The sequence below is a fragment of the Paracoccus marinus genome (genome assembly GCF_007018965.1).
GTDB lineage: Bacteria > Pseudomonadota > Alphaproteobacteria > Rhodobacterales > Rhodobacteraceae > Paracoccus > Paracoccus marinus.
The window spans coordinates 91,227-115,753 of record NZ_VJYZ01000033.1; the positions used below are offsets into that span (position 1 = coordinate 91,227).

At 69.2% G+C, this 24,527-nt stretch carries 24 protein-coding genes; 14 read left to right on the top strand and 10 right to left on the bottom strand.

The genetic code is table 11. The features are described 5' to 3' along the window. Positions 1-10 precede the first annotated feature (10 nt). The 3 genes from FNF32_RS12660 to FNF32_RS12670 are packed head-to-tail and all read left to right on the top strand — an operon-like array spanning position 11 to position 2,624. A complete protein-coding gene (locus FNF32_RS12660) occupies positions 11-835 on the top strand; it encodes a CheR family methyltransferase (RefSeq protein WP_131674136.1) in 825 nt (274 codons plus the stop codon). Continuing rightward, positions 832-1,446, top strand: coding sequence for a chemotaxis protein CheB (locus FNF32_RS12665; RefSeq protein WP_131674137.1), 615 nt, complete (start codon positions 832-834; stop codon positions 1,444-1,446). The genes FNF32_RS12660 and FNF32_RS12665 overlap by 4 nt, the downstream gene beginning before the upstream one ends. Further along, on the top strand, positions 1,443-2,624 hold the full coding sequence (locus tag FNF32_RS12670) for a hybrid sensor histidine kinase/response regulator (protein WP_131674138.1): 1,182 nt from the start codon (positions 1,443-1,445) through the stop codon (positions 2,622-2,624). The genes FNF32_RS12665 and FNF32_RS12670 overlap by 4 nt, the downstream gene beginning before the upstream one ends. 42 nt (positions 2,625-2,666) lie before the next feature. Here FNF32_RS12670 and putA read toward each other — a convergent pair whose 3' ends face one another. Next, entirely contained in the window at positions 2,667-6,065 is a 3,399-nt protein-coding gene (gene putA, locus FNF32_RS12675; RefSeq protein ID WP_131674139.1) for a bifunctional proline dehydrogenase/L-glutamate gamma-semialdehyde dehydrogenase PutA, read from the bottom strand. Positions 6,066-6,171: 106 nt separating this feature from the next. On the opposite strand from putA, the gene FNF32_RS12680 reads away from it, so the two are divergent. Next, positions 6,172-6,636 (top strand): Lrp/AsnC family transcriptional regulator, encoded by a 465-nt coding sequence (locus tag FNF32_RS12680; protein ID WP_131674140.1) that lies wholly within the window; start codon positions 6,172-6,174, stop codon positions 6,634-6,636. A gap of 20 nt (positions 6,637-6,656) precedes the next feature. On the opposite strand, the gene FNF32_RS12685 is transcribed toward FNF32_RS12680, so the two are convergent. The 5 genes from FNF32_RS12685 to FNF32_RS12705 all read right to left on the bottom strand — a co-directional run bounded on the left by FNF32_RS12685 (position 6,657) and on the right by FNF32_RS12705 (position 11,104). Further along, positions 6,657-7,109 carry a YaiI/YqxD family protein gene (locus FNF32_RS12685; RefSeq protein ID WP_131674141.1) on the bottom strand — a complete coding sequence of 151 codons (453 nt, stop codon included), beginning with the start codon at positions 7,107-7,109 and terminating at the stop codon, positions 6,657-6,659. Positions 7,110-7,229: 120 nt separating this feature from the next. After that, positions 7,230-7,625 (bottom strand): RidA family protein, encoded by a 396-nt coding sequence (locus FNF32_RS12690; RefSeq protein WP_131674142.1) that lies wholly within the window; start codon positions 7,623-7,625, stop codon positions 7,230-7,232. 128 nt (positions 7,626-7,753) lie between these two features. After that, positions 7,754-9,052 (bottom strand): NAD-dependent dihydropyrimidine dehydrogenase subunit PreA, encoded by a 1,299-nt coding sequence (gene preA, locus FNF32_RS12695; protein ID WP_131674143.1) that lies wholly within the window; start codon positions 9,050-9,052, stop codon positions 7,754-7,756. 11 nt (positions 9,053-9,063) lie between these two features. Further along, positions 9,064-10,380: an NAD(P)-dependent oxidoreductase gene (locus FNF32_RS12700; protein WP_131674144.1), complete on the bottom strand. Its 1,317-nt coding sequence runs from the start codon at positions 10,378-10,380 to the stop codon at positions 9,064-9,066. A gap of 97 nt (positions 10,381-10,477) precedes the next feature. After that, a complete protein-coding gene (locus FNF32_RS12705) occupies positions 10,478-11,104 on the bottom strand; it encodes a TetR family transcriptional regulator C-terminal domain-containing protein (protein WP_131674145.1) in 627 nt (208 codons plus the stop codon). Positions 11,105-11,229: 125 nt separating this feature from the next. On the opposite strand from FNF32_RS12705, the gene FNF32_RS12710 reads away from it, so the two are divergent. The 7 genes from FNF32_RS12710 (at position 11,230) to FNF32_RS12740 (ending at position 18,154) form a co-directional block, all read left to right on the top strand. Further along, a complete protein-coding gene (locus tag FNF32_RS12710; RefSeq protein WP_131674146.1) occupies positions 11,230-12,531 on the top strand; it encodes a Zn-dependent hydrolase in 1,302 nt (433 codons plus the stop codon). Then, positions 12,528-13,004, top strand: a complete 477-nt coding sequence (locus FNF32_RS12715; protein WP_131674147.1) for a hypothetical protein — start codon at positions 12,528-12,530, stop codon at positions 13,002-13,004. Before FNF32_RS12710 ends, FNF32_RS12715 begins: the two co-directional genes overlap by 4 nt. Further along, on the top strand, positions 13,001-14,452 hold the full coding sequence (gene hydA, locus FNF32_RS12720) for a dihydropyrimidinase (protein WP_246087828.1): 1,452 nt from the start codon (positions 13,001-13,003) through the stop codon (positions 14,450-14,452). The genes FNF32_RS12715 and hydA overlap by 4 nt, the downstream gene beginning before the upstream one ends. Then, positions 14,452-15,285 carry an ABC transporter ATP-binding protein gene (locus tag FNF32_RS12725; RefSeq protein ID WP_131674149.1) on the top strand — a complete coding sequence of 278 codons (834 nt, stop codon included), beginning with the start codon at positions 14,452-14,454 and terminating at the stop codon, positions 15,283-15,285. Before hydA ends, FNF32_RS12725 begins: the two co-directional genes overlap by 1 nt. Positions 15,286-15,364: 79 nt before the next feature. After that, positions 15,365-16,216, top strand: a complete 852-nt coding sequence (locus FNF32_RS12730) for an ABC transporter permease (RefSeq protein ID WP_246087829.1) — start codon at positions 15,365-15,367, stop codon at positions 16,214-16,216. Then, entirely contained in the window at positions 16,213-17,118 is a 906-nt protein-coding gene (locus FNF32_RS12735) for an ABC transporter permease (protein ID WP_131674151.1), read from the top strand. The genes FNF32_RS12730 and FNF32_RS12735 overlap by 4 nt, the downstream gene beginning before the upstream one ends. Before the next feature lie 49 nt (positions 17,119-17,167). Then, a complete protein-coding gene (locus tag FNF32_RS12740) occupies positions 17,168-18,154 on the top strand; it encodes an ABC transporter substrate-binding protein (protein ID WP_131674152.1) in 987 nt (328 codons plus the stop codon). A gap of 16 nt (positions 18,155-18,170) precedes the next feature. Here the strand turns inward: FNF32_RS12740 and FNF32_RS12745 are convergent, their stop codons facing one another. The 4 genes from FNF32_RS12745 to FNF32_RS12760 all read right to left on the bottom strand — a co-directional run bounded on the left by FNF32_RS12745 (position 18,171) and on the right by FNF32_RS12760 (position 20,474). Further along, positions 18,171-18,536, bottom strand: a complete 366-nt coding sequence (locus tag FNF32_RS12745; protein ID WP_131674153.1) for a Rieske (2Fe-2S) protein — start codon at positions 18,534-18,536, stop codon at positions 18,171-18,173. 45 nt (positions 18,537-18,581) lie between these two features. Continuing rightward, complete coding sequence (hppD, locus tag FNF32_RS12750) at positions 18,582-19,682, bottom strand: 4-hydroxyphenylpyruvate dioxygenase (protein ID WP_131674154.1); 1,101 nt, start codon at positions 19,680-19,682, stop codon at positions 18,582-18,584. A gap of 109 nt (positions 19,683-19,791) precedes the next feature. Further along, entirely contained in the window at positions 19,792-20,154 is a 363-nt protein-coding gene (locus FNF32_RS12755) for an antibiotic biosynthesis monooxygenase family protein (protein WP_131674155.1), read from the bottom strand. After that, positions 20,151-20,474: an NIPSNAP family protein gene (locus FNF32_RS12760; RefSeq protein WP_131674156.1), complete on the bottom strand. Its 324-nt coding sequence runs from the start codon at positions 20,472-20,474 to the stop codon at positions 20,151-20,153. Before FNF32_RS12760 ends, FNF32_RS12755 begins: the two co-directional genes overlap by 4 nt. Positions 20,475-20,542: 68 nt before the next feature. On the opposite strand from FNF32_RS12760, the gene FNF32_RS12765 reads away from it, so the two are divergent. From FNF32_RS12765 to FNF32_RS12775, 3 genes are all read left to right on the top strand, one after another. Then, positions 20,543-21,223, top strand: coding sequence for an ArsR/SmtB family transcription factor (locus FNF32_RS12765; RefSeq protein ID WP_143796679.1), 681 nt, complete (start codon positions 20,543-20,545; stop codon positions 21,221-21,223). 157 nt (positions 21,224-21,380) lie between these two features. After that, positions 21,381-22,202, top strand: a complete 822-nt coding sequence (locus tag FNF32_RS12770; RefSeq protein WP_131674158.1) for an NAD-dependent epimerase/dehydratase family protein — start codon at positions 21,381-21,383, stop codon at positions 22,200-22,202. Between the two features lie 311 nt (positions 22,203-22,513). Next, positions 22,514-24,442, top strand: a complete 1,929-nt coding sequence (locus FNF32_RS12775) for a PAS domain-containing sensor histidine kinase (RefSeq protein WP_221930726.1) — start codon at positions 22,514-22,516, stop codon at positions 24,440-24,442. Positions 24,443-24,527 lie beyond the last annotated feature (85 nt).

The window sequence follows — 24,527 nt, forward strand, 5'->3', positions numbered from 1 at the left end:
GCGCGCGGGCATGGACGACAGGGTCGAGGACATCGAAATCCAGCTGCTGCTGGAGGCGCTGTTCCAGCGCTATCACTACGACTTTCGCAACTACGCCCGCGCCTCGATCAAGCGGCGGCTGCGGCAGGCGCGCGATCAGATGGGGTTCGCCAGCTTCTCGGCCCTGCAGGAAGGGCTGCTGCACGACCCCGCGCGGCTGCCCCGGCTGCTCGACTACCTGACCGTCCAGGTCAGCGAGATGTTCCGCGACCCGTCCTATTACCGCGCGATCCGCGAAAAGGTGATCCCGCACCTGCGAACCTACCCCTCGCTCAAGGTGTGGATCGCCGGCTGCAGCGAGGGGGAGGAGCTTTATTCCTTCGTCATCATGTTCCGCGAGGAAGGGCTGGAAAAGCGGACGCTGTTCTACGCGACCGACATCAACCCCGATGCGCTGGACGCGGCGGCGCGCGGGATCTATCCGCTTGACCGGATCAGCGCCTTCACATCCAATCACCGGCACTCGGGGGGCAAGTCGTCCCTGTCGGACTATTACCGCGCGGATTACGGCCGCGCCGTGTTCGACAAGTCGCTGCGGGATCGTGTGGTCTTTTCCGACCACAGCCTCGTCACGGATGCCGTTTTCGCGGAGATGCACCTGATTTCCTGCCGCAACGTCCTGATCTATTTCGACCGCAAGTTCCAGGACCGCGCCATCGGCCTGTTCCGGGGATCGCTGGCGCGCAAGGGGTTCCTGGGGCTGGGGTCCAAGGAAAGCCTGCACTTTTCCGAACACGCCGACGCCTTTGCGCCGTTCGTGCGGGATGAAAAGATTTATCAAAGGCACGAGCAATGATCGCGTCCGCGCAAGCGAATGGGGCCAGTCCCACGCCCGTCACCGAGGCGGTCGTGATCGGCGCGTCGGCGGGCGCGGTGCAGGCGCTCGCGCGCATACTGCCTGCGCTGCCCGCCGATTATCCGCTGCCGGTGCTGGTCGTGGTCCATGTGCCCGCCGACCGCGACAACATGCTGGTGCCCCATTTCGCCGCGACCTGCCGGATCGCCGTGCGCGAGGCCGAGGACAAGGAAGCGATCCGCGCGGGCACCGTCTATTTCGCGCCGTCCGACTATCACATGCTGGTGGAACCGGACCGCACGATCTCGCTGTCGCTCGATCCGCTGGTGCATTACTCGCGCCCCTCGATCGACGTCCTGTTCGACAGCGCGGCCGACGCCTATGGACCGGCGCTTGCCGGGGTCGTGCTGACCGGCGCGAACGACGACGGCGCGGCGGGGCTGAAGGCCGTGGCCGACGCGGGCGGCGTCGCGCTGGCCGAGGATCCGGCGACCGCCTATTCCCCCGCGATGCCACGCGCGGCCCTTGACGCCTGCCCGGCGGCAAGGTCCATGTCGCTGGACCAGATCGCCTCATTCCTGGCCGCCTTGGGCGGTGCGAGACCGTCATGACCGAACCCGTGAACATCCTGCTGGTCGACGACCTCGAGGAAAACCTGCTGTCGCTCGAGGCGCTGTTGCGCCGGGACGGGCTGACGCTGCTCAAGGCGCGGTCGGGCGAGCAGGCGCTGGAACTGCTGCTGCGCCACGACATGGCGCTGGCGCTGCTGGACGTGCAGATGCCGGGGATGGACGGGTTCGAACTGGCCGAGCTGATGCGCGGGAACGAACGCGCGCGGCATATCCCGATCATCTTCCTGACCGCCGGCACCACCGACGAACGCCGCCGCTTCCGGGGTTACGAGGCGGGGGCGGTGGATTTCCTGCAAAAGCCGATCGAGCCCGACATCCTGCGCAGCAAGGCCAACGTGTTCCTCGATCTCTACCGCCAGCGCCAGCAGCTCGCCGCGCAGCGCGACGCGCTGGAAGCGCAGGCCGAGACGCTGAAGCGGTTCGAGGCGCTGACCCGCCAGCAGCTGGCGCAGGAACAGGAAACCGCGCGCCTGCGCGAGCAGTTCATCGCCGTTCTGGGCCACGACCTTCGCAACCCGGTCGCCGCGGTCGGCGGCGCGGCCCGGATCCTGCGCCGCCAGCCGCAGGACGAACAGTCGCTTGAGGTCATCTCGCTGATGGAGGAAAGCGTCGGGCGCATGTCGCGCCTGATCGACGACGTGATGGACTTCGCCCGCGCGCGCATGGGCAGCGGCATCGCCCTGAACCGGCGGCCCGCGGCGCTGGAACAGGTGCTGCGCCACGTCGTGGCCGAACTCGAGGCCGGCAATCCCGGCCGTCGGATCGACAGCGAGATTGCGCTGCCCGAGCGGATCTGGGTCGATGACGGGCGGATCGGCCAGCTTGTGTCGAACCTGCTTGCCAACGCGCTGGCCCACGGCGACCCCGAAAAGCCCGTGGAACTGGACGCGGCGTTCGACGGGGGCGAGTTGACGATCTGCGTGACGAACACCGGCCCCACCATCCCTGACCCGGTGATGGAGCGGCTGTTCCAGCCCTTCGTGCGCGGCGAGGTCGGGACCAACCAGGCGGGGCTTGGCCTGGGCCTGCACATCGCGTCCGAGATCGCCAAGGCGCATGAGGGCACGCTGTCCGCCACGTCGGCGTCGGAGCGCACCTGCTTTACGCTGACCATCCCTGCCGAGGTCGAGGCAAAGGCGCTGCTGAACCGCGCCTGACGACGGCGCGGGCCGCCGCGCCCGCGCCACGGACCTGTCACCTCATTCCGCCAGCAGTGTCGCGTTGCCGCCTGCGGCGGTGGTGTCCACGCACAGGTGGCGTTCGTGCGCGACATGGGCCAGGTCCGGGATCGCGGTCACAAGCTGCACGATCTCGCCCTCGCGTTCCGCCAGCGCCCTTGCGCGGGCGCGGCCCTGCGCCTCGTCGCCCCACCACAGCACGGCCGCCATGGCGGGCAGGCGGGTCAGCGCGCCCGGCGCAAGGTCGCCGTCCACGCCCACGGCGTCGCCGCCCAGCGCGGTGACGGCCGCGACCTGCGCCGCGACCGCCTGCGGCCCGGGGCCGAGGCACAGGACCGGCGGGCGGGTGTGGGCGGTCAGGCGATTCATCTCTCCGGTCGGGCCGGGCATCAGGCGCTCGTCGATCTTTCTGGACCGGAAGGCGGCAAGCTGGCGGGCGATCCGGTTCTCGTCGGCCTGCGCCTGCCACCCGGTCCCGGTCGCCTTCGGGGCTTCTGGCGCGAAGAACCGGCGCACGTATTGCGGCCCGCCCGCCTTGGGGCCGGTGCCCGACAGCCCCTCGCCGCCGAACGGCTGGCTGCCGACGACCGCGCCGATCTGGTTGCGGTTGACGTAGATGTTGCCGACCCGGACCGCGTCGCTGACCGCCTGGACGCGGCTGTCGATGCGGGTGTGCAGCCCGAAGGTCAGGCCGTAGCCGCGCGCGTTGATGTCGTCCACCACCCGGTCCAGCCCGTCCCCCTTGAAGGTCGCAACATGCAGGACCGGGCCGAAGATCTCGCGTTCAAGATCCGCGATGCCGTCCACCCGCAGCATGGTGGGGGGAACGAAGGTGCCGTGGGCCGGAACGCCAAGCCCGTGGATCACGCGGTTTCCGTTGGCGGCAAGGTAGCCCGCGATGTCGTCCCGCGCGGCTTCGTCGATCACCGGACCCACGTCGGTCGCAAGGTCGCGCGGATCGCCCACCACCAGCTCGTCCATGGCGCCCCGGATCATCTCGATCACGTGCGGGGCGATGTCTTCCTGCACGTAAAGGCAGCGCAGCGCCGAGCAGCGTTGCCCGGCCGAGCGGAAGGCGCCGTTCACCACGTCGCGCACCGCCTGTTCCGGCAGCGCCGTGCTGTCCACGACCATCGCGTTCAGCCCGCCGGTTTCCGCGATCAGCGGCGTGCCGGGGCGCAGGTTCGCGGCCATCGTCGCGGCGATGGTGCGCGCCGTGTCGGTCGATCCGGTGAACACCACGCCCGCGATGCGCGGGTCCGAGGTGATGGCGGTGCCCACCACGCCGCCGCGCCCCGGCAGCAGTTGCAGCGCGCTCGCAGGCACACCCGCCTCGTGCAGCAGCCGGACGGCCAGCGCGGCGATGGCGGGCGTCGCCTCGGCGGGCTTTGCCAGCACCGCGTTCCCCGCCATCAGCGCCGCCGCGATCTGGCCGGTGAAGATCGCCAGCGGAAAGTTCCACGGGCTGATCGCGCCGACGATGCCACGCGGGGCGGCCGTGACCTGTTCCCCTTCGGCGGCGTAGTAGCGCAGGAAATCCACCGCCTCGCGCAGTTCGGCCACGGCGTCGGCCAGCGTCTTGCCCCCTTCGCGGGCGAGGATGCCGAAGATCGGGCCGAAGTTTTGTTCGTAAAGGTCAGCGGCCCGGCGCAGGACGGCGGCGCGTTCCGGGGCCGGCGCAACCCAGACGCGGGCGTCGTCGATGGCGCGGGCGGCGGTTTCGGCGTCGGTCATCGTCACCGTGGCGATCCGCTCGCCCGTGGCGGGGTCCACCACGTCCCGCACCTCGCCCGAGGGCGGGGACACCGTCAGCGGCACCACGTCCGGGATCGCCGCGTCGCGCGCGGCCATGATCGCCGCAAGCGTTTGCTCGTCGGCAAGGTCGAACCCGGCCGAGTTGCGGCGCGCGGGCGCGAACAGGTCGGCGGGCGGGCGCAGCGATGCAGGCGGCCGGGCCGTGGCCAGCGCGTCGAAGGGGTCCCTGGCGATATCCTCGGGGGTGACCTCCTCGTCCACGATCTGGTTCACGAAGCTGCTGTTGGCGCCGTTTTCCAGCAGGCGGCGCACCAGATAGGCCAGCAGGTCGCGATGCGGCCCGACCGGCGCATAGATGCGGCACCGGCCGCCGGTCTCGTCCATGACGATGCCGTGCAGGCGCTCGCCCATGCCGTGCAGGCGCTGGAACTCGAACGGCGCGTCGCCCGCCATGTGCAGGATCGCGGCGACGGTATGGGCGTTGTGGGTCGCGAACTGCGGATAGATGCGGTCGGCCATGCCGATCAGCTTGCGGGCGTTGGCGATGTAGCTCACGTCGGTCGCGGCCTTGGCCGTGAACAGCGGAAAGCCCGGATGCCCCTCGACCTGGGCGCGCTTCATCTCGGTGTCCCAGTAGGCGCCCTTGACCAGCCGCACCATGATCCGCCGGTCCAGCCGCGTTGCGGTCTCGTAAAGCCAGTCGATGGTCTGGGCCGCGCGCTTGCCATAGGCCTGGACCACCACGCCGAACCCGTCCCAGCCGGCGAGCGAGGGGTCCGACAGCACCGCCTCGATTACCTTGAGCGAGATCACCAGCCGGTCCTGTTCCTCGGCGTCGATGTTCATGCCCATGTTCGCGGCCGCGGCCTGCCGCGCGAGCCGCAGCACCACCGGCACCAGGTCGCGCATGACCCGCGCCTCTTGCGCGACCTCGTAGCGCGGGTGCAGCGCCGACAGCTTGATCGAGATGCCGGGGTTCCGTTCGACCGATCCCTTGCCGCAGGACCGCGCGATCGCCGCAATCGCGTCGGCATAGGCGCGGGCGTAGCGCGCCGCGTCGGCCGCCGTCATCGCCGCCTCGCCCAGCATGTCGTAGCTGTAGGTGTAGCCCTGCTTTTCCAGCACCCGGGCGCGGTCCAGCGCGTCGCCGATGGTCTGGCCCAGTACGAACTGGCGCCCCATCTCCTTCATCGCCCGGCCGACTGCGGTGCGGATCACCGGCTCGCCCAGCCTTCGGACCAGTCGGCGCAGCGTTCCGGTGTAATCGTCGTCCAGCACCTTGCCGGTCAGCATCAGCGCCCAGGTCGAGGCGTTGACGAGGCTGGACGACGCCTCGCCCAGGTGACGGCCCCAGTCCGAGGGGGCGATCTTGTCCTCGATCAGCGCGTCGATGGTGGTGCGGTCGGGCACGCGCAGCATCGCCTCGGCCAGGCACATCAGCGCCACCCCCTCGCGGGTGGACAGGCCGTATTCGGCCAGGAAATGTTCCATCAGCGACGGGCGCGCCTTGGCCCGGATGCCGCGCACCAGACCGGCGGCCCGCGCGCCGATGGCCGCGCGGGCGTCGGGCGGCAGCGCCGCCCCGGCGGTCAGGCGTTCCAGCAGCCGCGTCTCGTCCGCGAACTTTGCATCCGTGGAAAACACGCTGGACGGGACAGAGGTCATGCCGATCTCCTTGACTGATCGAAGCCTTCTACCATAGATCGCGCAGTCCGTTCGCCTGAAGACAGGCACGGCGGTGGTCCGATGGACCAATTTCGGGGACGGAAACATGGTCATCAAGCTGGACGCGCAGGACCACAAGATCCTGGCCGAACTGACCCGCAACGCCCGCGTCCCGATTGCCGAGCTGGCGCGGCGGGTCGGCCTGTCCAAGACGCCCGTGGCCCAGCGGATCAGGCATCTGGAACAGATCGGCCTGATCACCGGCTATCGCGCCGTCCTGTCGCCGCTGAAGCTGGGGCTGACGCACGTCACCTATGTCGAGGTCAGCATGAGCGACACGCGCGAGGCCGCGTTGCAGCAGTTCAACACCGCCGTCCGCGCGATCCTGGAAATCGAGGAATGCTACATGATCGCGGGCGGCTTCGACTATCTGGTCAAGGTCCGCTCACGCGACATCGCCGACTTCCGCCGCATCATGGCCGAGAAGATCTCGACCCTGCCCCACATCAGCAACACGTCGAGCTACGTCTCGATGGAGGCGGTGGTGGAGCAGAACTTTCATCTGGGCTGAGCTGGCGCGTGGGCGGCCCGTCAGCGGCCCGCCACGGCCCGCCGCACCGCCAGCTCCAGCGCGTCCAGAAACCGCGACCGGTCCGCCTTGGTGAAGCCGCGTCCGCCGCCCTGCCGGAACGGATCGGCGGCGCGCAGGTCGGCCATCAGGTCGCGCGACGCCAGCACGTTGCCGATGTTGTCCGGGCCAAGCCGGGTGCCGTCGTGCTTGAGCACCTGCGCCCCCGCCCCGACCGCGCGGGCGGCAAGGGGGATGTCGCCGGTCACGACGATGTCGCCCGCACCCGCGCGTTCGGCGATCCACTTGTCGGCCTCGTCCGGGCCGTCGGGAACGATCACCGTCTCGATCAGCGGGTTGGGCGAGGGCCGGATGCCGCCGTTCGACACGACCAGCACCCGCAGGCGGTGGCGGGTCGCCACGCGCTCGATCTCGGCCTTGACCGGGCAGGCGTCGGCGTCGACGTAGATTGCCATGTGGGACCGCCTTTCGCCGCCGCATGGATCGCGGCCCGCCACCGCCTAGCGCCGGGCCCGGCCGCGATCAAGGTCGGGCGGCACGAACGCGCGATCCGTAGCGGCCGGCCCGGGGCGCGGTCAGGCGGCCGCGGTCGCCTCGATCTCGAACATCAGGCCGGGGATCGCCAGCCGCGCCATGCCCAGCAGGGTCATCGGCGGGGCCACCCCGGCTGCGCCGAAGCGCGATCCCAGCAGGTCGAAGTTCTTCAGGGCCTCGTCCACGTCGGTAGTATAGACCCCCAGCCGCACGACGTCGCCAAGCCCCATCCCGGCACCCGCCAGCACCGCCTGAAGGTTGTCGAGCGCAAGCGCGATCTGCGCCCGCATGTCGCCGTCATGCTGCGGCGCGCCGGTGCCGTCCACGGCGGTCTGCCCCGCGCAGATCAGCTGCCTCGTCGCGCCCTCGATCACTTCGGCCTGGTTGTAGCCATACGCCAGCGACCACGGCCACGGATTCACGGGGGTTCTGTTCATCTCGGGCATCCTTCGTCGGGGTTTGCATGGCCCAAGCATGCACGGCGATGCTGACAGAACGCGTCAGGACGGAGCGCGGCCGCCGGGTCGCCGGGTCGGCGGTGCGCTGATCGGTGCGGTGACGCCGGCTACTCCGCCGCGACGGCGCCGGGGTTGTTGGGGTGCGTCGTCCAGTCGGCGTGGTCGAACGACACCACCCGGCCGGTGCGGGGGTCCACGTCCCCTTCGGCCATCCGTTCCATGGTGATGCAGTCCTCGACCGGGCAGACGTTGACGCAGAGGTTGCAGGCGACGCACTCGTCGTCCTTCACCGCGAACACGCGGCCGGGCAGCATCGCGATGGCCTGGTGGCTCGTGTCCTCGCAGGCCGCATAGCAGCGCCCGCACTTGATGCAGAGGTCCTGGTGGATGCGCGCCTTGCTGACCGCGTTCAGGTTCAGGTCCTTCCAGTCGCAGACGTTCGGGACCGCGCGCCCGGTCAGGTCCGACAGCGCCATCCCGCGCTCGTCGAGATATTCCGACAGGCCCGAGATCATCTCCTGCACGATGCGGAAGCCGTAGGTCATGGCGGCGGTGCAGACCTGCACGTTGCCCGCGCCCAGCGCCATGAACTCGGCCGCGTCGCGCCAGGTGGTGATGCCGCCGATCCCGCTGATCGGCAGGCCGTGCAGGTCGGGGTTGCGCGCGATCTCGGCCACCATGTTCAGCGCGATGGGCTTGACCGCCGGGCCGCAATAGCCGCCATGCGCGCCGCGCCCGTCGATCGTGGGTTCGGGCGCGAACAGGTCCAGATCGACCGAGGTGATCGAGTTGATGGTGTTGATAAGGCTGACCGCGTCTGCGCCCCCCGCCTTCGCCGCGCCGGCGGGTTTCCTGATATCGGTGATGTTCGGCGTCAGCTTCACGATCACCGGCATCCGGGTGTTCGCCTTGACCCAGCGCGTCACCATCTCGATGTATTCGGGGACCTGCCCCACGGCCGACCCCATGCCGCGTTCCGACATGCCGTGCGGGCAGCCGAAGTTCAGTTCGACCCCGTCGGCGCCGGTCGCCTCGACCTGCGGCAGGATGAGCTTCCACGGTTCTTCCTCGCAGGGGACCATCAGGCTGACGACCACCGCCCGGTCGGGGTAGTCGCGCTTGACCGCCAGGATCTCGTCCAGGTTCACCTGCAACGGCCGGTCGGTAATCAGCTCGATGTTGTTGAGGCCCAGAAGCCTGCGGTCCGCGCCCCAGATCGCGCCGTAGCGGGGGCCGTTCACGTTGACGACATGCGGGTCGAGGCCAAGGGTCTTCCAGACGACCCCGCCCCAGCCCGCCTCGAACGCGCGGCGGACGTTGTATTCCTTGTCGGTGGGCGGGGCCGAAGCGAGCCAGAACGGGTTCGGCGACCGGATACCGGCAAAGGTCGATGCCAGGTTTGCCATGGCGTTTCTCCTCAGCTCATCAGGCTGGTGTGGATGTCGAGCGCGGCGTCGCGTCCCTGCGCCACCGCCGTGACGGTCAGGTCGTCGCCGCCCGTCGCGCAGTCGCCGCCCGCCCACACGCGGGCGGTGCGGGTGCGGCCGGGGCCTTCGGTGACGATCTTGCCGCCTTGCGTCGCGGGCAGGGCGTCGGGGTCGAGCCGCTGGCCGATCGCGAGCAGCATCTGGTCGGCGGGGATGCTCACCCGCTCGCCCAGCCGGTCGAAGACGACCGCCGCGACGTGGCCCTGGCCCTCCACCGCGATGGGCATCGCCTCGTGGATCACGTGCACCCCGCGCGCGGCGGCGAGGTCCTGTTCGTATTGGCTCGCCTTCATCCGCACCTGCGGGCCGCGATAGGCGAGGGTGACGTTGGTCGCCCCCAGCAGCTTCGCCTGCACCGCGGCGTCCACCGCGGTCATGCCGCCGCCGATCACGACCACGTCGCGCCCGATCGGCACCGCGCCCGGGTCGGACTGGCGCAGCGCGGCGATGAAATCGACCGCGTCGTCCACGCCGGGCAGGTCGATCCCTGGGATGTCGAGTCCGTTCGTCGCGGCGAGGCCGACGCCCAGAAACACCGCGTCGAACTGAGAAAGCAGGCTCTCGACGGTGAAGTCGCGTCCAAAAGCGACCCCGTTCGACAGGGCGATGCCGCCGATGCCCAGCAGCCATTCGACCTCGGCCTGGGCGAAGCCGCCGGTGGTTTTGTAGGTGGCGATCCCGAACTCGTTCAGGCCGCCCGGCTTGGGGCGCGCGTCCAGCAGCGCCACCCCGTGCCCCAGCATCGAGAGCCGGTGCGCGCAGGCAAGGCCCGCGGGCCCCGCGCCGACGACGGCGATGCGCTTGCCGGTTTCCGCCGCGCGCGCGAAGGGGTGCGCCCCCTGCCGCTGCAGGTGGTCGGTGGCGTAGCGTTGCAGGCGGCCGATCTGAACCGGCTTGCCCTCGGCCGCCTCGCGGACGCAGGCCTGTTCGCACAGCGTCTCGGTCGGGCAGACGCGGGCGCACATGCCGCCGAGGATGTTCTGCGTCAGGATCGTCCTGGCCGAGGCGTCGGGCGTCCCGGTCGCGATCTGCCGGATGAACAGCGGGATGTCGATCGAGGTGGGGCAGGCCGTGACGCAGGGCGCGTCGTGGCAGAAATAGCAGCGATCCGCGGCGACTTGCGCCTCGTGCGGGTCGAGGGCCGGGTGCAGGTCGGCGAAGTTCGCGGCGTAGGCGTCGGGCGTCAGGCGGCCGGCGGTGATCCCACCCCGTGTGCCGCTGCTCGCCCCCGTGATCGGGGTGTCCATCGTGGTCTCCTGCTGGCGAGGCACGAATCGACGCTACGTCCGGTCCGGTTTTTATCAAAAGGTAAAATGCACGCGGCGACGTTTTCGCATCCCGCGCCTAGGGCGTGAGCAGCCTGCGATACAGCTGGTCAAGGAACGCGCCCGCGTCGCCCGCGCGGTCCCCCGGCGCCACGATCTCGATCTGCGCGGCGAAGTCGGCATGGTGCTGGGTCAGCGCCCAGATCGAAAAGATCAGCTGCACCGGATCGACCGGCGAGATCCTCCCCTGCGCGATCCAGCCGCGGATCAGCCCCACCGTCTCGTCCACCAGCGGCCGCAGCCCGTCCGCGAGAAAGCCGGAAATCCGCGGCGCGCCCGCGATGATCTCGCCCGCGAACAGGCGGCTTTCGCGCGGATAGTCGCGCGACATGGCGAGCTTGCGGCGGACGTAGCGCAGGATTTCCTCGACCGGCTCGCCCGCAGGGTCGATGCCGCGCAAGGGGGCGAGCCAGTGGTCCAGAAGGTCGCCCAGCAGGCGCGCGTGCACGTCGTCCTTGCTGGCAAAGTAGTAAAGCAGGTTCGGCTTCGACATGCCCGCGCGCTCGGCGATCCGGTCCAGCGTCGCGCCGCGAAAGCCGTCAACCGCGAACACGTCGAGCGCGGCTTCGAGGATCGCCGATTCGGTCTGCTGCCTGCGGGCGCTGCGGACGGGGCCGGCGGCTGGCTGATCGTCGGCCGGGGGCATCGATGCTCCTTTCCCGGGCAATCCGGGGATGGTTGCGGGCGGCCTTGCGAAATCGTTGACAGCGGGAATGGCCGCTCCCTACGCTGATCCTGACCGGGTGGTCAAATCAAGTCACGGGAGCCGCGATGCCCTCAGCCACCGACGACGAGCCAGCCACCGAAGCCGACAGCACTGCCGCCACCCACGTCACCGCCAACCTGCGGATCGACGGCGGACGGCTGTGGGACAGCCTGATGGAGATGGCGAAGATCGGCCCCGGCGTCGCGGGCGGCAACAACCGCCAGACCCTGACCGACGCCGACGGCGAGGGCCGCGCCCTGTTCCGCCGCTGGTGCGAGGATGCCGGGATGACCGTCGCCGTGGACCGCCTGGGCACCATGTTCGCCCGCCGCGAGGGGACCGACCCGGATGCCGCACCGGTCTGGATGGGCAGCCACCTCGACACCCAGCCCACGGGCGGCAAGTACGACGGCGTGCTGGGCGTCCTCGGCGCGCTGGAAGTCGTGCGGACGCTCGACGACATGGGCGTCCGCACCCACCGCCCGATCGTCGTGGTGAACTGGACCAACGAGGAAGGCACCCGCTTTGCCCCCGCGATGCTCGCCTCGGGCGTCTATGCGGGCATCCACGACCTCGACTGGGCGCTGGACCGCACCGACGCCGAGGGCAAGCGTTTCGGCGACGAGCTGGAACGGATCGGCTGGGCCGGGGACGAGCCGGTCGGCGGCCGCCCGATCCACGCGCTGTTCGAGCTGCACATCGAGCAGGGCCCGATCCTTGAAGCCGAGGGGCGTGAGATCGGCGTCGTCACCCACGGCCAGGGGCTGTGGTGGCTGCAGGTCACGCTGACGGGGAAAGAGGCGCATACCGGATCGACCCCCATGGACATGCGGGTGAACGCGGGCCTCGGCATGGCGCGGATCATCGAGGCGGTGCATCGCATCGCGATGGACAACCAGCCGGGCGCGGTCGGCGCGGTAGGCCACGCCAACGTCTACCCCAACAGCCGCAACGTGATCCCGGGCCGCGCGGTCTTCACGATCGACTTCCGCAGCCCCGACCGCGAGAAGCTGGACACGATGCGGACGCGGCTTGAGGCCGAGGCGCCCCGGATCGCCGCCGAGCTGGGGCTGGGGATCGAGATCGAGTCCACCGGCCACTTCGACCCGGTGACGTTCGATCCCGGCTGCGTCGAGGCGGTCCGGGGGGCGGCGGAGCGGCTGGGCCTCTCGCACCGCGACATCGTCTCGGGCGCGGGCCACGACGCCTGCTGGATCAACCGCATCGCGCCCACGGCGATGATCATGTGCCCGTGCGTGGACGGCCTGAGCCACAACGAGGCCGAGGAAATCACGGAAAGCTGGGCCCGGAACGGGACCGACGTGCTACTGCACGCGGTGCTGGATGCGGCGGAGGTGGAGGGGTGAATCCTTTTGATGCCGAGGACGGTATCGTTGTTGCTCCGGTAGGTGATACGCGGGACGACAATTTACGCTCGCGTATTTTCTTTGATGTTAACGCTTTTCAGGCCCGTTTCATCGGCCTTTACGATGATAAGGAAGTATTCGCGATTGGGCTAATCCAATCTGTAGTTCTAAGATACGGGCACGGACGTTTAGAAACACTAGGTGCTGCCCGCCTGTACCCAACGAGCATCGAAAAGATGGCGTTGCGGTACCTCGAATTCGGGCCGGAGTCGGACTTGGAACCGTGGTACTTTTACATAGTGAAGGAATTTTTCCCGACCTCGCTCAAGAAGAGTACTAAATTTGGCGTGCCAAGAACCCGCGTATTTTCCGTTCGCGATTTGACGGGTCAAGACGCAATGTTCGAGGACGCAGAGACGCTCAGCGCCGCTCTCAAGGACATAACCCATCCGCTAGGGGGCAGACAACAATGACCACCGTCATCCGCAACGGCACCATCGTCACCGCCGACCTCACCTACAAGGCCGACGTGCTGATCGAAAACGGCCGTATCGCCGCAATCGGGCAGGGCCTCACCGGCGACACGACGCTCGACGCGACCGGGTGCCTCGTCATGCCGGGCGGGATCGACCCGCACACGCATCTGGAAATGCCGTTCATGGGCACCTATTCCGCCGACGACTTCGACAGCGGCACCCGCGCCGCGCTCGCGGGCGGGACGACCATGGTCGTCGATTTCGCGCTGCCCGCGCCGGGGCAGGGGTTGCTGGACGCGCTCAAGATCTGGGACAACAAGACCGCCCGCGCGCATTGCGATTACAGCTTCCACATGGCCGTGACCTGGTGGGGCGAGCAGGTGTTCGACGAGATGGCCGACATCGTCGATCGCGGCATCACCAGCTTCAAGCACTTCATGGCCTACAAGGGCGCGCTTATGGTGAACGACGAGGAGATGTTCGCCAGCTTCACCCGGGTCGGCGATCTCGGCGGCGTGGCGCTGGTCCATGCCGAGAACGGCGACGTGGTGGCGGAACTGTCCGCGCGCCTGCTCGCGCATGGGAACACCGGCCCCGAGGCGCACGCCTATTCCCGCCCGCCGCAGGTCGAGGGCGAGGCGACCAACCGCGCGATCATGATCGCCGACACGGCGGGGGTGCCGCTTTATGTCGTCCACACCTCGTGCGAGGACGCGCACGAGGCGATCCGTCGCGCCCGCCAGGCCGGCAAGCGGGTGTGGGGCGAGCCGCTGATCCAGCACCTCGTGCTGGACGAAAGCGAATACGCGAACCCCGACTGGGACCATGCCGCGCGGCGGGTCATGTCGCCGCCGTTCCGCAACAGGCGCCACCAGGACAGCCTGTGGGCGGGGCTGGCGGCGGGCAGCCTGTCCTGCGTCGCGACCGACCACTGCGCCTTCACGACCGAACAGAAGCGCACCGGGATCGGCGACTTCACCAAGATCCCGAACGGCACCGGGGGATTGCAGGACCGGATGCCGGTGCTGTGGACCGAAGGGGTCGGTACGGGGCGGCTGACGCCGAACGAGTTCGTCGCCGTCACCTCGACCAACATCGCCAAGATCCTCGGAATGTATCCGCGGAAGGGGGCGGTGCTCGTCGGATCGGATGCCGACCTGGTGGTCTGGGACCCGGAGGCGGAGAAGACGATCTCCGCGCAAGACCAGCAATCCGCCATCGACTACAACGTGTTCGAGGGGCGGCACGTGAAGGGCCTGCCGCGCTACGTCCTGACGCGGGGCCATGTCGCGGTGACGGACGGCGCGATGTCGTCCCGCGAGGGGCACGGTGAGTTCGTCGCCCGCGAGCCGCGCGGCGAGGTGAACCGCGCGCTGTCCAGCTGGAAGGCGCTGACCGCCCCGCGTCCTGTCCCGCGCGGCGGCATTCCGGTGAGCGGGGTGTGATGAACCGCCCCCGGCCCGCGCTGCGCCCCGTGCCCGCCGCGGCCACCGCCGCCCCGGTGATCGAGGCAAGGGGCGTCTCGCTTACCTTCCCCACCGCCGACGGGCCGGTCCACGCGCTGAAGGACGTGAACCTGACCATCGGCCAGGGGGAGTTCGTCAGCTTCATCGGCCCCTCCGGCTGCGGCAAGACGACGTTCCTGCGCGCCATCGCGGCGCTGGAAAGCCCGACCTCGGGGCAGCTGACGGTCAACGGGATGACGCCCGACGCGGCGAGGCGCGCGCGGGCCTATGGCTATGTGTTCCAGGCGCCGGGGCTCTATCCATGGCGGACCATCGCCGGGAACGTCTCGCTGCCGCTGGAGATCATGGGCTTCGACCGCGCCGACCGGCAGCAGCGGATCGCCCGGGTGCTGGAGCTGGTGGAGCTGTCGCAGTTTGCCGGGCGCTATCCGTGGCAGCTGTCAGGCGGGATGCAGCAGCGGGCATCGATCGCGCGGGCGCTGGCGTTCGACGCCGACATCCTGCTGATGGACGAGCCCTTCGGCGCGCTGGACGAGATCGTGCGCGACCGCCTGAACGAAGCCCTGCGGGCGCTGTGGGCGCGGACCGGCAAGACCATCGGCTTCGTCACCCATTCCATCCCCGAGGCGGTCTACCTGTCCACCCGCATCGTCGTCATGTCGCCGCGCCCGGGCCGGATCACCGACGTGATCGAAAGCCCCTTGCCGCGCGACCGCCCGCTGGAGATCCGCGACAGCAAGGAGTTCGCGGAGATCTCGCACCGCGTCCGCGAGGGGCTGCGGGCCGGGCATTCGGATCACGGCGATGCATGATCCTGCGGTCCCGACCGGCATCGTCGCGGCGTCCGCCGCACGGCGCGGTCGGGGTTTGGGAAAGGCGGGGCGGGCGATTATGCCGGTCCTGGCCGTCCTCGGCGCGATCGTCGTGGCGTGGTATCTCGCCGCGGTCTGGATGAACGCGCCGTGGGTGCGCGACCAGGCCGCGCGGGCGGGCGAGACGGTGACCGCCGGGCAGGTGGTGCGCGCGACGATGGCGCAGGAACGCCCCGTGCTGCCTGCGCCGCATCAGGTCGCGGCAGGGCTGTGGGACGGCGTGACGGGGCAAAAGATCACGTCCAAGCGCAGCCTCGTCTGGCATGGCTGGATCACGCTGTCGGCGACGCTCGCGGGCTTCGCGCTGGGGTCGGCGGCGGGTATCCTGCTGGCCGTGGGGATCGTCCACAGCCGCGTCATGGACCTGTCGATCATGCCGTGGGCGGTCGCATCGCAGACCGTGCCGATCCTCGCCATCGCGCCCATGGTGATCGTGGTGCTGGCCAGCATGGGCGTCACGGGGCTGCTGCCCAAGGCGCTGATTTCCGCGTGGCTGTCGTTCTTTCCGGTGCTGGTCGGGATGGTGAAGGGCCTGCGCGCGCCCGATCCGATGCAGTTCGACCTGATGCGGTCGTGGAACGCGGGCGGGGGGCAGGTGCTGCGCCACCTGCGGCTGCCGTCGTCGCTGCCGTGGCTGTTCGCCTCGCTCAAGGTCGCGATCGCGGCGGCGCTGGTCGGGACGATCGTGGGCGAGTTGCCGGCGGGCGCGACGCAGGGCCTTGGCGCGCGGCTGCTGTCGGGCAGCTATTACGGACAGACGATCCAGATCTGGTCGGCGCTGTTCGCGGCCGCGATCCTCGCCGCCGCGCTGGTCTGGCTGATCGGCGCCATCGAGCGTGTGACGCTGCGCCGGATGGGGCTGGCGCGATGACGGCGGCCGCCCCGCGCCTGGGCATCGTTGCGCTGGCGGCGCTGGTCGTGGCGGCGACGCTGTGGGACGCGCGGCTGGGGTTGCTGGGCGCGGTCTGGGCGGCGGGGTGGATCGTCAACGGGTTCCTCGCGCGGGCGGGCGGAGCGGCGGCGCGCGCGGCGATCCCGCTCGTGTTCGGGGTGACGATCCTGGCGCTGTGGGAGATCGGGGTGCGGCTTTACGCCGTTCCCTCGGTCATCCTTCCGGCGCCCTCGGACATCGGCGCGCGCTTTGCGGGCAGCCTGCCGATGATCCTGTCGGACCTGTGGCAGACGCTGGTCAAGGGCGCGCTGACCGGCTGGCTGACCGGCGCGGCGCTTGCGGTCGCCACCGCCATCGCCATCGACCGGGTGCCGTTCCTGCAACGCGGGCTCTTGCCGGTCGGGAACTTCGTCGCCGCCCTGCCCATCGTGGGGATCGCGCCGATCCTGGTGATGTGGTTCGGGTTCGACTGGCAGTCCAAGGCGGCGGTCGTGGTGGTGATGGTGTTCTTCCCGATCCTCGTGAACATGGTCGCGGGGCTTGCCGCGACCGACGCGATGCAGCGCGACCAGATGGCGACGTGGAGCGCGGGCTACTGGGAAAGCCTCGCGAAACTGCGCCTGCCCGCGGCGATGCCGTTCCTGTTCAACGGGCTCAAGATCACCACAACGCTCGCCCTGATCGGCGCCATCGTGGCCGAGTTCTTCGGCAGCCCGACCCGCGGCATGGGGTTCCGCATCTCGACCGCGGTGGGGCAGATGGACCTCGCGCTGGTCTGGGCCGAGATCCTGATGGCCGCGCTGGCGGGGTCGGCGCTTTACGGGGTCGTCGCGCTGGTCGAACGGCAGGCGACCTTCTGGCACCCGTCGCAACGAACATGACGGGCAAAGATCATAACGGGCGAAAACGCCCCCAACAGTGGAGTGGAGAATGACCAGACTGATGATCTCGTCCGCCGTGCTGGCGCTGCTCGCCGGTGCCGCGAACGCGGCCGACCCGCTGACCCTGCAACTGAAATGGGTCACGCAGGCCCAGTTCGCGGGCTACTACGTCGCCAAGGACAAGGGCTTCTATGACGAGGAAAACCTCGACGTCACGATCCAGCCCGGCGGCCCGGACATCGCGCCGACGCAGGTGCTGGCGGGCGGCGGTGCCGACGTGACGGTGGAATGGATGCCCGCCGCGCTCGCCGCGCGCGAGAAGGGGCTGCCGATCGTCAACATCGCGCAGCCGTTCAAGTCGTCGGGGATGATGCTGACCTGCCTCAAGGAAAGCGGCGTCACCGATCCCAAGGCCGACTTCAGGGGCAAGACGCTGGGGGTGTGGTTCTTCGGGAACGAGTATCCGTTCCTCAGCTGGATGGCGCATCTGGGCGTGCCGACGGCCGGCGGCGCGGACGGCGTCACCGTGCTGAAACAGGGCTTCAACGTCGATCCGCTGCTGCAGAAGCAGGCGGCCTGCATTTCCACCATGACCTACAACGAATACGGGCAGGTGCTGGACGCGGGGCTGAAACCCGAGGATCTCGTGACCTTCAAGTATGAGGATCAGGGGGTCGCCACGCTGGAGGACGGGCTTTACACGCTGCAGGCGACGCTCGACGATCCGGCGATGCAGGACCGGCTGGTCCGGTTTGTCCGCGCCTCGATGAAGGGCTGGAAATACGCCGAGGAAAACCCCGAGGAAGCCGCGGGGATCGTCCTCGACAACGACGAGACGGGCGCCCAGACCGAGGCGCATCAGGTCCGCATGATGCAGGAAGTGGCCAAGCTCACCGCCGGATCGAACGGCGCGCTGGACGAGGCGGATTACCAGCGAACGGTCGACACGCTGCTGGCAGGCGGATCGGACCCGGTGATTTCCAAGGCGCCCGAAGGGGCGTGGAGCCACGCGATCACCGACAAGGCGCTGCAGTAAACGGGCCGGGGCGGGATCATGCCGCCCCGATCACCACCATGCCGCCCGCATCGACCGTCACCGGGATCGCGTCGAGCGCGCAGTCGAGGCCAAGCCCCTCGACCCCCACGCCGTCTTCCAGCCGGAAGGCGGCGTCGTGGTTGGTACAGCGCAGCAGCCGGCCGTCAGCGCTGATGACGTTCGGTCCGCGATGGTCCAGCGGCAGGTACTGGTGCGGGCAGGCGTTGACATAGGCGCGCAGCGTGGCTCCGTTCCGCGCCAGCAGCACCGGAAAGCGCCCGACCAGGACGCCGTGCGTACCCGGATCAGGGATCGCATCCAGGGAACACAGCGGCGTTCCGTCGGCGGGGGCGCCGCGATACTTGCGCCAGGCTTCGGTCATGGTTTTCCCCGCGTGGGCGGCCGCGGTGGGCCGCCCCGGAACGGATCAGGCCGTCAGCACGCCACGGCGGATCTGGTCTTCCTCGATCGATTCGAACAGGGCCTTGAAGTTGCCCTCGCCGAAGCCGTCGTCGCCCTTGCGCTGGATGAACTCGAAGAAGATCGGGCCGATCACGGTTTTCGAGAAGATCTGCAGCAGGATCCGCGTCTCGCCGCCCTCGACCACGCCTTCGCCGTCGATTAGGATGCCGTGCTTTTCCAGCCGCTCGACCGGCTCGTCGTGGCCTTTCACGCGGTCGAACGACTTGTCGTAGTAGATCGGGGGCGGGCCGGGCATGAACTCGAGCCCCTTGGCCGCGATCGCGTCGGTCGAGGCGTAGATGTCCTCGGTCCCGACCGCGATGTGCTGGATGCCCTCGCCCTTGTATTCGCGCAGATATTCCGCGATCTGGCTCTTGTCGTCGGAACTTTCGTTGATCGGGATACGGATCTTGCCGTCGGGCGAGGTCAGCGCGCGGCTGGTGAGGCCGGTCTGCTTGCCGGCGATGTCGAAATAGCGGATCTCGCGGAAACTGAACACGTCGGCGTAGAACCGGTACCACGTGCTCATGTTGCCGCGCTCGACGTTGTGGGTCAGGTGGTCGAGGTAGTAGAAGCCCACGCCCTGCGGCTTCGGGTCGGCCTCGCCCAGCCATTCGTAGTCGGCGGCGTAGGGCGAGCCCTTGTCGCCGTAGGTTTCCACCAGATACAGCAGCGAGCCGCCGATGCCGATCACGGCGGGCACGTCGAGGCTTTTGTCGGTCCCGGTGTATTCCTTGGCGCCGTAGTCGAGGCAGCGTTGCAGCGCGACCTTGGCATCGACCACGCGCCACGCCATCGCGGGGGCGCAGGGGCCGTGTTCCTGAACGAAGCGGGCGGCGTGGCTGCCCGGCTCGCGGTTCAGGACGTAGTTGATGTGGCCCTGCCGGTATAGCGAGATGTCGCGGGTCTTGTGACGCGCGACTTCGGTGTAGCCCATGCGCTGAAACAGCGTCTCAAGCTCGGCGGGGTTCGGGTGGGCGAATTCCACGAACTCGAAACCGTCGGTGCCGGCGGGGTTCGCCTCGCTGATGACGGCTCGGGGGGCGTCGTGCGGGAAGGGTCCCATGATGTTTCCTCACTCCTCGTTGTGGATGGACCATACCGCATCGAAAGGATGAGGAACACCGGATCGTTGCAAATGATGCGAATTGGCTGGCGACCTCAGTCGGGCGGTCTCAGGCCGGTGACGGCCGGGGGGCGTGGACCGCGCGGCTGTCGGCGGGGGCCTGCGCGCGGTCCGACATGCCGTAGTCGTGCACGACATGGGCGATGCGGATGCGATAGTCGCTGAAGATGCCCGCCCGGCCCCGCGCCTGCCCGTCGCGATGCGCGCCAAGATTGCGCCAGCGGGCCACCGCCGCCTCGTCGCGAAAAAACGACAGCGACAGGATCATTCCGGGGTCGGTCAGGCTCTGGAACCGCTCGACCGAGATGAAGCCGTCCACTGTCTCGAGGATCGGCCGCAGCTCCGCCGCGATGTCCAGATAGTCCTGCGCGCGGCCATCGGCGGGCAGGGTCTCGAAGATCACGGCCATCATGCGCGCGCCCCGTGCGGGGCCGAGGCGAGTTTCAGGAAGGTCCGGTCCTCGCGCAGGATGAACCGTTCGGACTGGGCGAAGGCGTAGTTTTCCCGGCCCAGCGGATCGGCGGACAGGCGGGCGCGATAGGCCTCGTACGCGGCGAGGTCGGGGATGTTGTAGATGCCGTAGGCGAGGGTCGACGATCCCTCGTGCGGGGCGAAGTAGCCGATCAGGTCGGCGCCGCAGCGCGGGATCGCCTCGCCCCAGTTGCGCGAATAACGTTCGAACTGGGGCTTCTTGGTCGGGTCGATGTGGTAGCGGATGATGCAGGTCAGCATGTCGTTTCTCCTTCGCTGCCTGGCTGTGCCACGTTGACCCGTGCGAATGTTTCGGTGAACATCGAAGCATGAAGGAAGGCCCCGACATCGCCCGCGTCGCCGCGCTGATCGGCGATCCCGCCCGCGCCAACATGCTGACCGCGCTGATGGCCGGAAAGGCGTTGACCGCGACCGAACTGGCGGGCGTCGCGGGCATCACCCCGCAGACCGCGACCTCGCATCTTGCCCGGCTGGTCGATGGCGGTCTGGCGATCACCCGCAAGCAGGGGCGCCACAAGTATCTCGCTCTGGCGGACGACCAGATCGCGGGCACGCTGGAATCGCTGATGGGCCTGGCCGCGCGGATCGGCCACAGCCGCACCCGTACCGGTCCGAAGGACGCGGCGATGCGCGAGGCGCTCGTCTGCTACAACCACCTCGCCGGGGCGATGGGCACGCGGATGTTCGACAGCATGGTCGGCCACGGCCTGCTGGAGCAATCGGGCGAGGCGCTGCGGCTGACCGACGCGGGCGCCCGCGCAGCCGCCGCGCTGGGGATCGACGTGGCGGCGCTGTCGCGCGGGCGCGCGCCCGTCTGCCGGTCGTGCCTGGATTGGAGCGAGCGGCGCACCCACCTGGCGGGCAGCCTGGGCCGCGCCCTGCTGGCGCGGTTCGAGGCCGAGGGCTGGGCCCGGCGCGATCCTGCCTCTCGCGCGGTGCGGTTCAGCCCCGACGGGCGGCGGCGGTTCGACGCGCTGTTTCCCGCGTAGCCCGTCTCGGGGTCCCGTGCCAAAGCCGCGCCGATGGGGTATGTCGCGGATGGAACGCGATCCGCCCGGCGCCACACCCGGACCTCGCGTCACGACACCGACCAAGCCTGCGCCGGGCACCACCCCCGCGCCTTCACCACACCGTCGAGGTATCCGCATGACCGCTCCGCGTTACGACACCATCCTGATCACCGGCGCCGCCGGCCGCCTGGGGACCGAACTGCGCCGGGGGCTCGCGCCGCTGGCCCGCAAGCTGCGGCTGGCGGACGTGACGCCGATCAAGGACGTGCGCTCGAACGAAGAGGCGCTGACCTTCGACCTGGCCGATCAGGCCGCGGTGGAAAAGGCGGCCCAAGGCGTGGACGTGATCGTCCATTTCGGCGGTCACGCAGCGGAAAAGGGCTGGGACGATATCCTGAACGCCAACATCCGCGGCAGCTATCACGTCTACGAGGCGGCGCGGAAAGCGGGGGTGAAGCGGGTCGTCTATGCCTCGTCGGTGCATGCGATCGGCTATCACAAGCTGGAAGACCAGATCGACGCCAACGCGCCGCACCGCCCGGACGGGCTTTACGGCGTGGCGAAATGCTTCGTCGAAGACCTGGGCCGGCTTTACTGGGACAAGTTCGGGATCGAATCCGTGATGCTGCGGATCTTCTCGTCTTTCCCGGAACCGGCCGATCGGCGGATGCTGTGGTCGTGGCTCAGCTTCGACGACTGCGTGCGGCTGGTCGCGGCATCGCTGACCGCGCCGCGGGTCGGCTATACGATCTCGTTCGGGATGTCGGACAACACGGTGAAGCCGGTGGACAACCGCTTGGCCGGGCACCTGGGCTATCACCCCAAGGACAGCGCCGAGCCGCATCGCGCCCGGGTCGAGGCCGACAAGACCGTGGGCGACCCCACCGCGCCCGCCGTCCAGTGCCTGGGCGGATGGTTCGTCGAACTGGGTCACCCGGACGACCCCACGAACGATTGAGGCGACGGTCGCGCATCGGGTGCGCGGCAGTCACGGCGCGGCGGCGGAACGACACCCTTGACGGGGTGGGCGTCCCGCCTGCTACGTTCCGGGACAGGACATCTGGGCGGTGCCGAGGGGGGGAAATTGCGTCGCCGCCCGGCTCTCTCTCGCGTGAACTAACAAATATTGTTCTTTTCAAACATGATATTATTCTGGTTTGATGCAGCTTCGCCCGCCTGACTGCCCGCATGACCGGTTGCGTCGGACCAGCCCGTGCCCTGCTTTTCCGATTTGACCATTTGTCCAACCCGACAGACCTCGCCATCCCGATGCCGCACGACAACTCAGCCCACCCCTCACACGCCGGCGCGCGGGACGCGATCGCTGGCCGGACCTTCTTTGCCGAGGGTGGGCAGACCGGGCGCGAACTTGCGGCCTTTGACTGGACGACCCACCCGCTGGGCCATCCGCAGGATTGGGATCCGCTGCTGCTGGCGATGGTCAATTCGCTTCTGTCGTCGGTCGAGGCCGAATACCTGCTGTGGGGCGACGAGCGGTGGTTCTTTTCCAACGACGCCTACCGCCCTGTGCTGGGGCCCCGCGTGGCCGATGCGATCGGCCGCACGCTGCCCGCGCTGTGGCCCGATGCGTGGCCCGCCGTGAAAGACATGGTCGAGCGCGGCTTTGCGGGCGTGCCGACAATGATGAAGGATTACCACATCCGCATGGCACGCTACGGCGTCCCCGAGGATACGTGGTGGACGTTTTCGTATTCGCCCGTCCGCGACGCTGCCGGACGGGTCCGCGGCCTGCGCTGCCTGACGCTGGAACAGACCGAGGCGGTGGCCACGGCCGCTCGACTGCAGGAATCCGAGGCGTGGTGGCAGGCGCTGTTCACCAAGCTGCAAGAGGCGCTGCTGGTGGGCGAGCTGGTGCGCGGCCCGGACGGGCGCGCCTTCGATGTTCGCATGATCGAATACAATCCCTCGTGGCGGCGGCTCGGCGGCTTTGACGACAAGGTCGCGGCCGGTGCGACCGTGCGCGAGGTCTTGGGCGACATCGACCATTACTGGATCGACCTCGCCGTCGAGGTGGTCGATACGCAGGCCCCCCTGTCATTCACCCGGCAGGTCGGCCGCGAGGGCGGCTGGTACGACGGCGTCGCGCAGCCGCTGGCGGGCGATCAGTTCGTGCTGGTCCTTTCCAACGTCTCGGACCGGGTCCGCGCGGAACAGCTGCGGGCCGAGCTTGAACAGCGCCGCCGCCTGGCCGTCGAGATCGGCGACGTGGGCCTGTGGGACATCGACCTTCGCACCGGGACGGTGGACTGGGACCGCAAGGTGCGGGCGCTTTTCGGCGCGGCCGAGGGGCGGGTCCCGGTCCTGCGCGACATGGTCGGCGCCATCCACCCCGACGACCGGGCCGAGTTCGAGCGCCGCTTTGCCGGGGCTTGCACCGGGACCGACGTGTTCGACATGAAGTTCCGCGTGTTCGGCTTGGACGACCGGATCGAACGCTGGGCCTCGATGAAGGGCGTGACGCTGCGCGAGGATGACGCGCCGACCAGCTTCGTCGGCGCGATGCGCGACATCACCCGGCGGGTCCGCAACGAACAGCGCCGCGCCACGCTGAACCACGAACTGGCGCACCGGCTCAAGAACACGCTGTCGGTGGTGTCGGCGATCGTGTCGCAGACCCTGCGCGACGCCGACGACATCGAGACCGGGCGGCAGTCCATGCTGGACCGGATCAGGGCGCTGTCGTCGGCGCATGACGTGGTGATGACGGGGCAAAGCAACGCCGCCGCGATCCGGTCGATCATCGAGGGCGCGGCGGCGGTCCACGGGCAGGGGCGGCGGATCGTGATCGACGGCCCGGACGTGACGATCGGGTCACGCTCGGCGCTGTCGCTGTCGCTGATCGTCCACGAGCTGGCGACGAACGCGGGCAAGTACGGCGCGCTGTCGGTGCCGGATGGCCGGGTGGACCTGACATGGTCGGTCCGGGACGGCGAGGGGGCGGCCGGTCCGGTCCTGGCGATGGACTGGGTCGAAAGTGGCGGTCCCGTGGTCGTGGCGCCCGAACACACGGGCTTCGGGACCCAGCTGCTCGAGATGGGGCTTGCCGATGCCGGCGCGGGCTGGGTCCGCATCGTCTATGACCCGGACGGGGTGAAATGCCACCTGACCGCGCCGCTGGCCGATGTCATGAACAACGACGACGGCTTGCCCGAGGCCGACGACACCCCGCTGGGCTAAGGCGGCGGGCGGCGTCGCCCGCGAAAGTCGCCACCGCGGAAAAGCGAAGCACCCGGCCGTGGCGACCGGGTGTTCCTTGTCGTCA

Coding starts and splice junctions, on each gene's coding strand:
- FNF32_RS12660 (WP_131674136.1), top strand. CDS start 11: ATGGACGACAGGGTCGAGGACATCGAAATCCAGCTGCTGCTGGAGGCG.
- FNF32_RS12665 (WP_131674137.1), top strand. CDS start 832: ATGATCGCGTCCGCGCAAGCGAATGGGGCCAGTCCCACGCCCGTCACC.
- FNF32_RS12670 (WP_131674138.1), top strand. CDS start 1,443: ATGACCGAACCCGTGAACATCCTGCTGGTCGACGACCTCGAGGAAAAC.
- putA (WP_131674139.1), bottom strand. CDS start 6,065: ATGACCTCTGTCCCGTCCAGCGTGTTTTCCACGGATGCAAAGTTCGCG.
- FNF32_RS12680 (WP_131674140.1), top strand. CDS start 6,172: ATGGTCATCAAGCTGGACGCGCAGGACCACAAGATCCTGGCCGAACTG.
- FNF32_RS12685 (WP_131674141.1), bottom strand. CDS start 7,109: ATGGCAATCTACGTCGACGCCGACGCCTGCCCGGTCAAGGCCGAGATC.
- FNF32_RS12690 (WP_131674142.1), bottom strand. CDS start 7,625: ATGAACAGAACCCCCGTGAATCCGTGGCCGTGGTCGCTGGCGTATGGC.
- preA (WP_131674143.1), bottom strand. CDS start 9,052: ATGGCAAACCTGGCATCGACCTTTGCCGGTATCCGGTCGCCGAACCCG.
- FNF32_RS12700 (WP_131674144.1), bottom strand. CDS start 10,380: ATGGACACCCCGATCACGGGGGCGAGCAGCGGCACACGGGGTGGGATC.
- FNF32_RS12705 (WP_131674145.1), bottom strand. CDS start 11,104: ATGCCCCCGGCCGACGATCAGCCAGCCGCCGGCCCCGTCCGCAGCGCC.
- FNF32_RS12710 (WP_131674146.1), top strand. CDS start 11,230: ATGCCCTCAGCCACCGACGACGAGCCAGCCACCGAAGCCGACAGCACT.
- hydA (WP_246087828.1), top strand. CDS start 13,001: ATGACCACCGTCATCCGCAACGGCACCATCGTCACCGCCGACCTCACC.
- FNF32_RS12725 (WP_131674149.1), top strand. CDS start 14,452: ATGAACCGCCCCCGGCCCGCGCTGCGCCCCGTGCCCGCCGCGGCCACC.
- FNF32_RS12730 (WP_246087829.1), top strand. CDS start 15,365: ATGCCGGTCCTGGCCGTCCTCGGCGCGATCGTCGTGGCGTGGTATCTC.
- FNF32_RS12735 (WP_131674151.1), top strand. CDS start 16,213: ATGACGGCGGCCGCCCCGCGCCTGGGCATCGTTGCGCTGGCGGCGCTG.
- FNF32_RS12740 (WP_131674152.1), top strand. CDS start 17,168: ATGACCAGACTGATGATCTCGTCCGCCGTGCTGGCGCTGCTCGCCGGT.
- FNF32_RS12745 (WP_131674153.1), bottom strand. CDS start 18,536: ATGACCGAAGCCTGGCGCAAGTATCGCGGCGCCCCCGCCGACGGAACG.
- hppD (WP_131674154.1), bottom strand. CDS start 19,682: ATGGGACCCTTCCCGCACGACGCCCCCCGAGCCGTCATCAGCGAGGCG.
- FNF32_RS12755 (WP_131674155.1), bottom strand. CDS start 20,154: ATGATGGCCGTGATCTTCGAGACCCTGCCCGCCGATGGCCGCGCGCAG.
- FNF32_RS12760 (WP_131674156.1), bottom strand. CDS start 20,474: ATGCTGACCTGCATCATCCGCTACCACATCGACCCGACCAAGAAGCCC.
- FNF32_RS12765 (WP_143796679.1), top strand. CDS start 20,543: ATGAAGGAAGGCCCCGACATCGCCCGCGTCGCCGCGCTGATCGGCGAT.
- FNF32_RS12770 (WP_131674158.1), top strand. CDS start 21,381: ATGACCGCTCCGCGTTACGACACCATCCTGATCACCGGCGCCGCCGGC.
- FNF32_RS12775 (WP_221930726.1), top strand. CDS start 22,514: ATGCCGCACGACAACTCAGCCCACCCCTCACACGCCGGCGCGCGGGAC.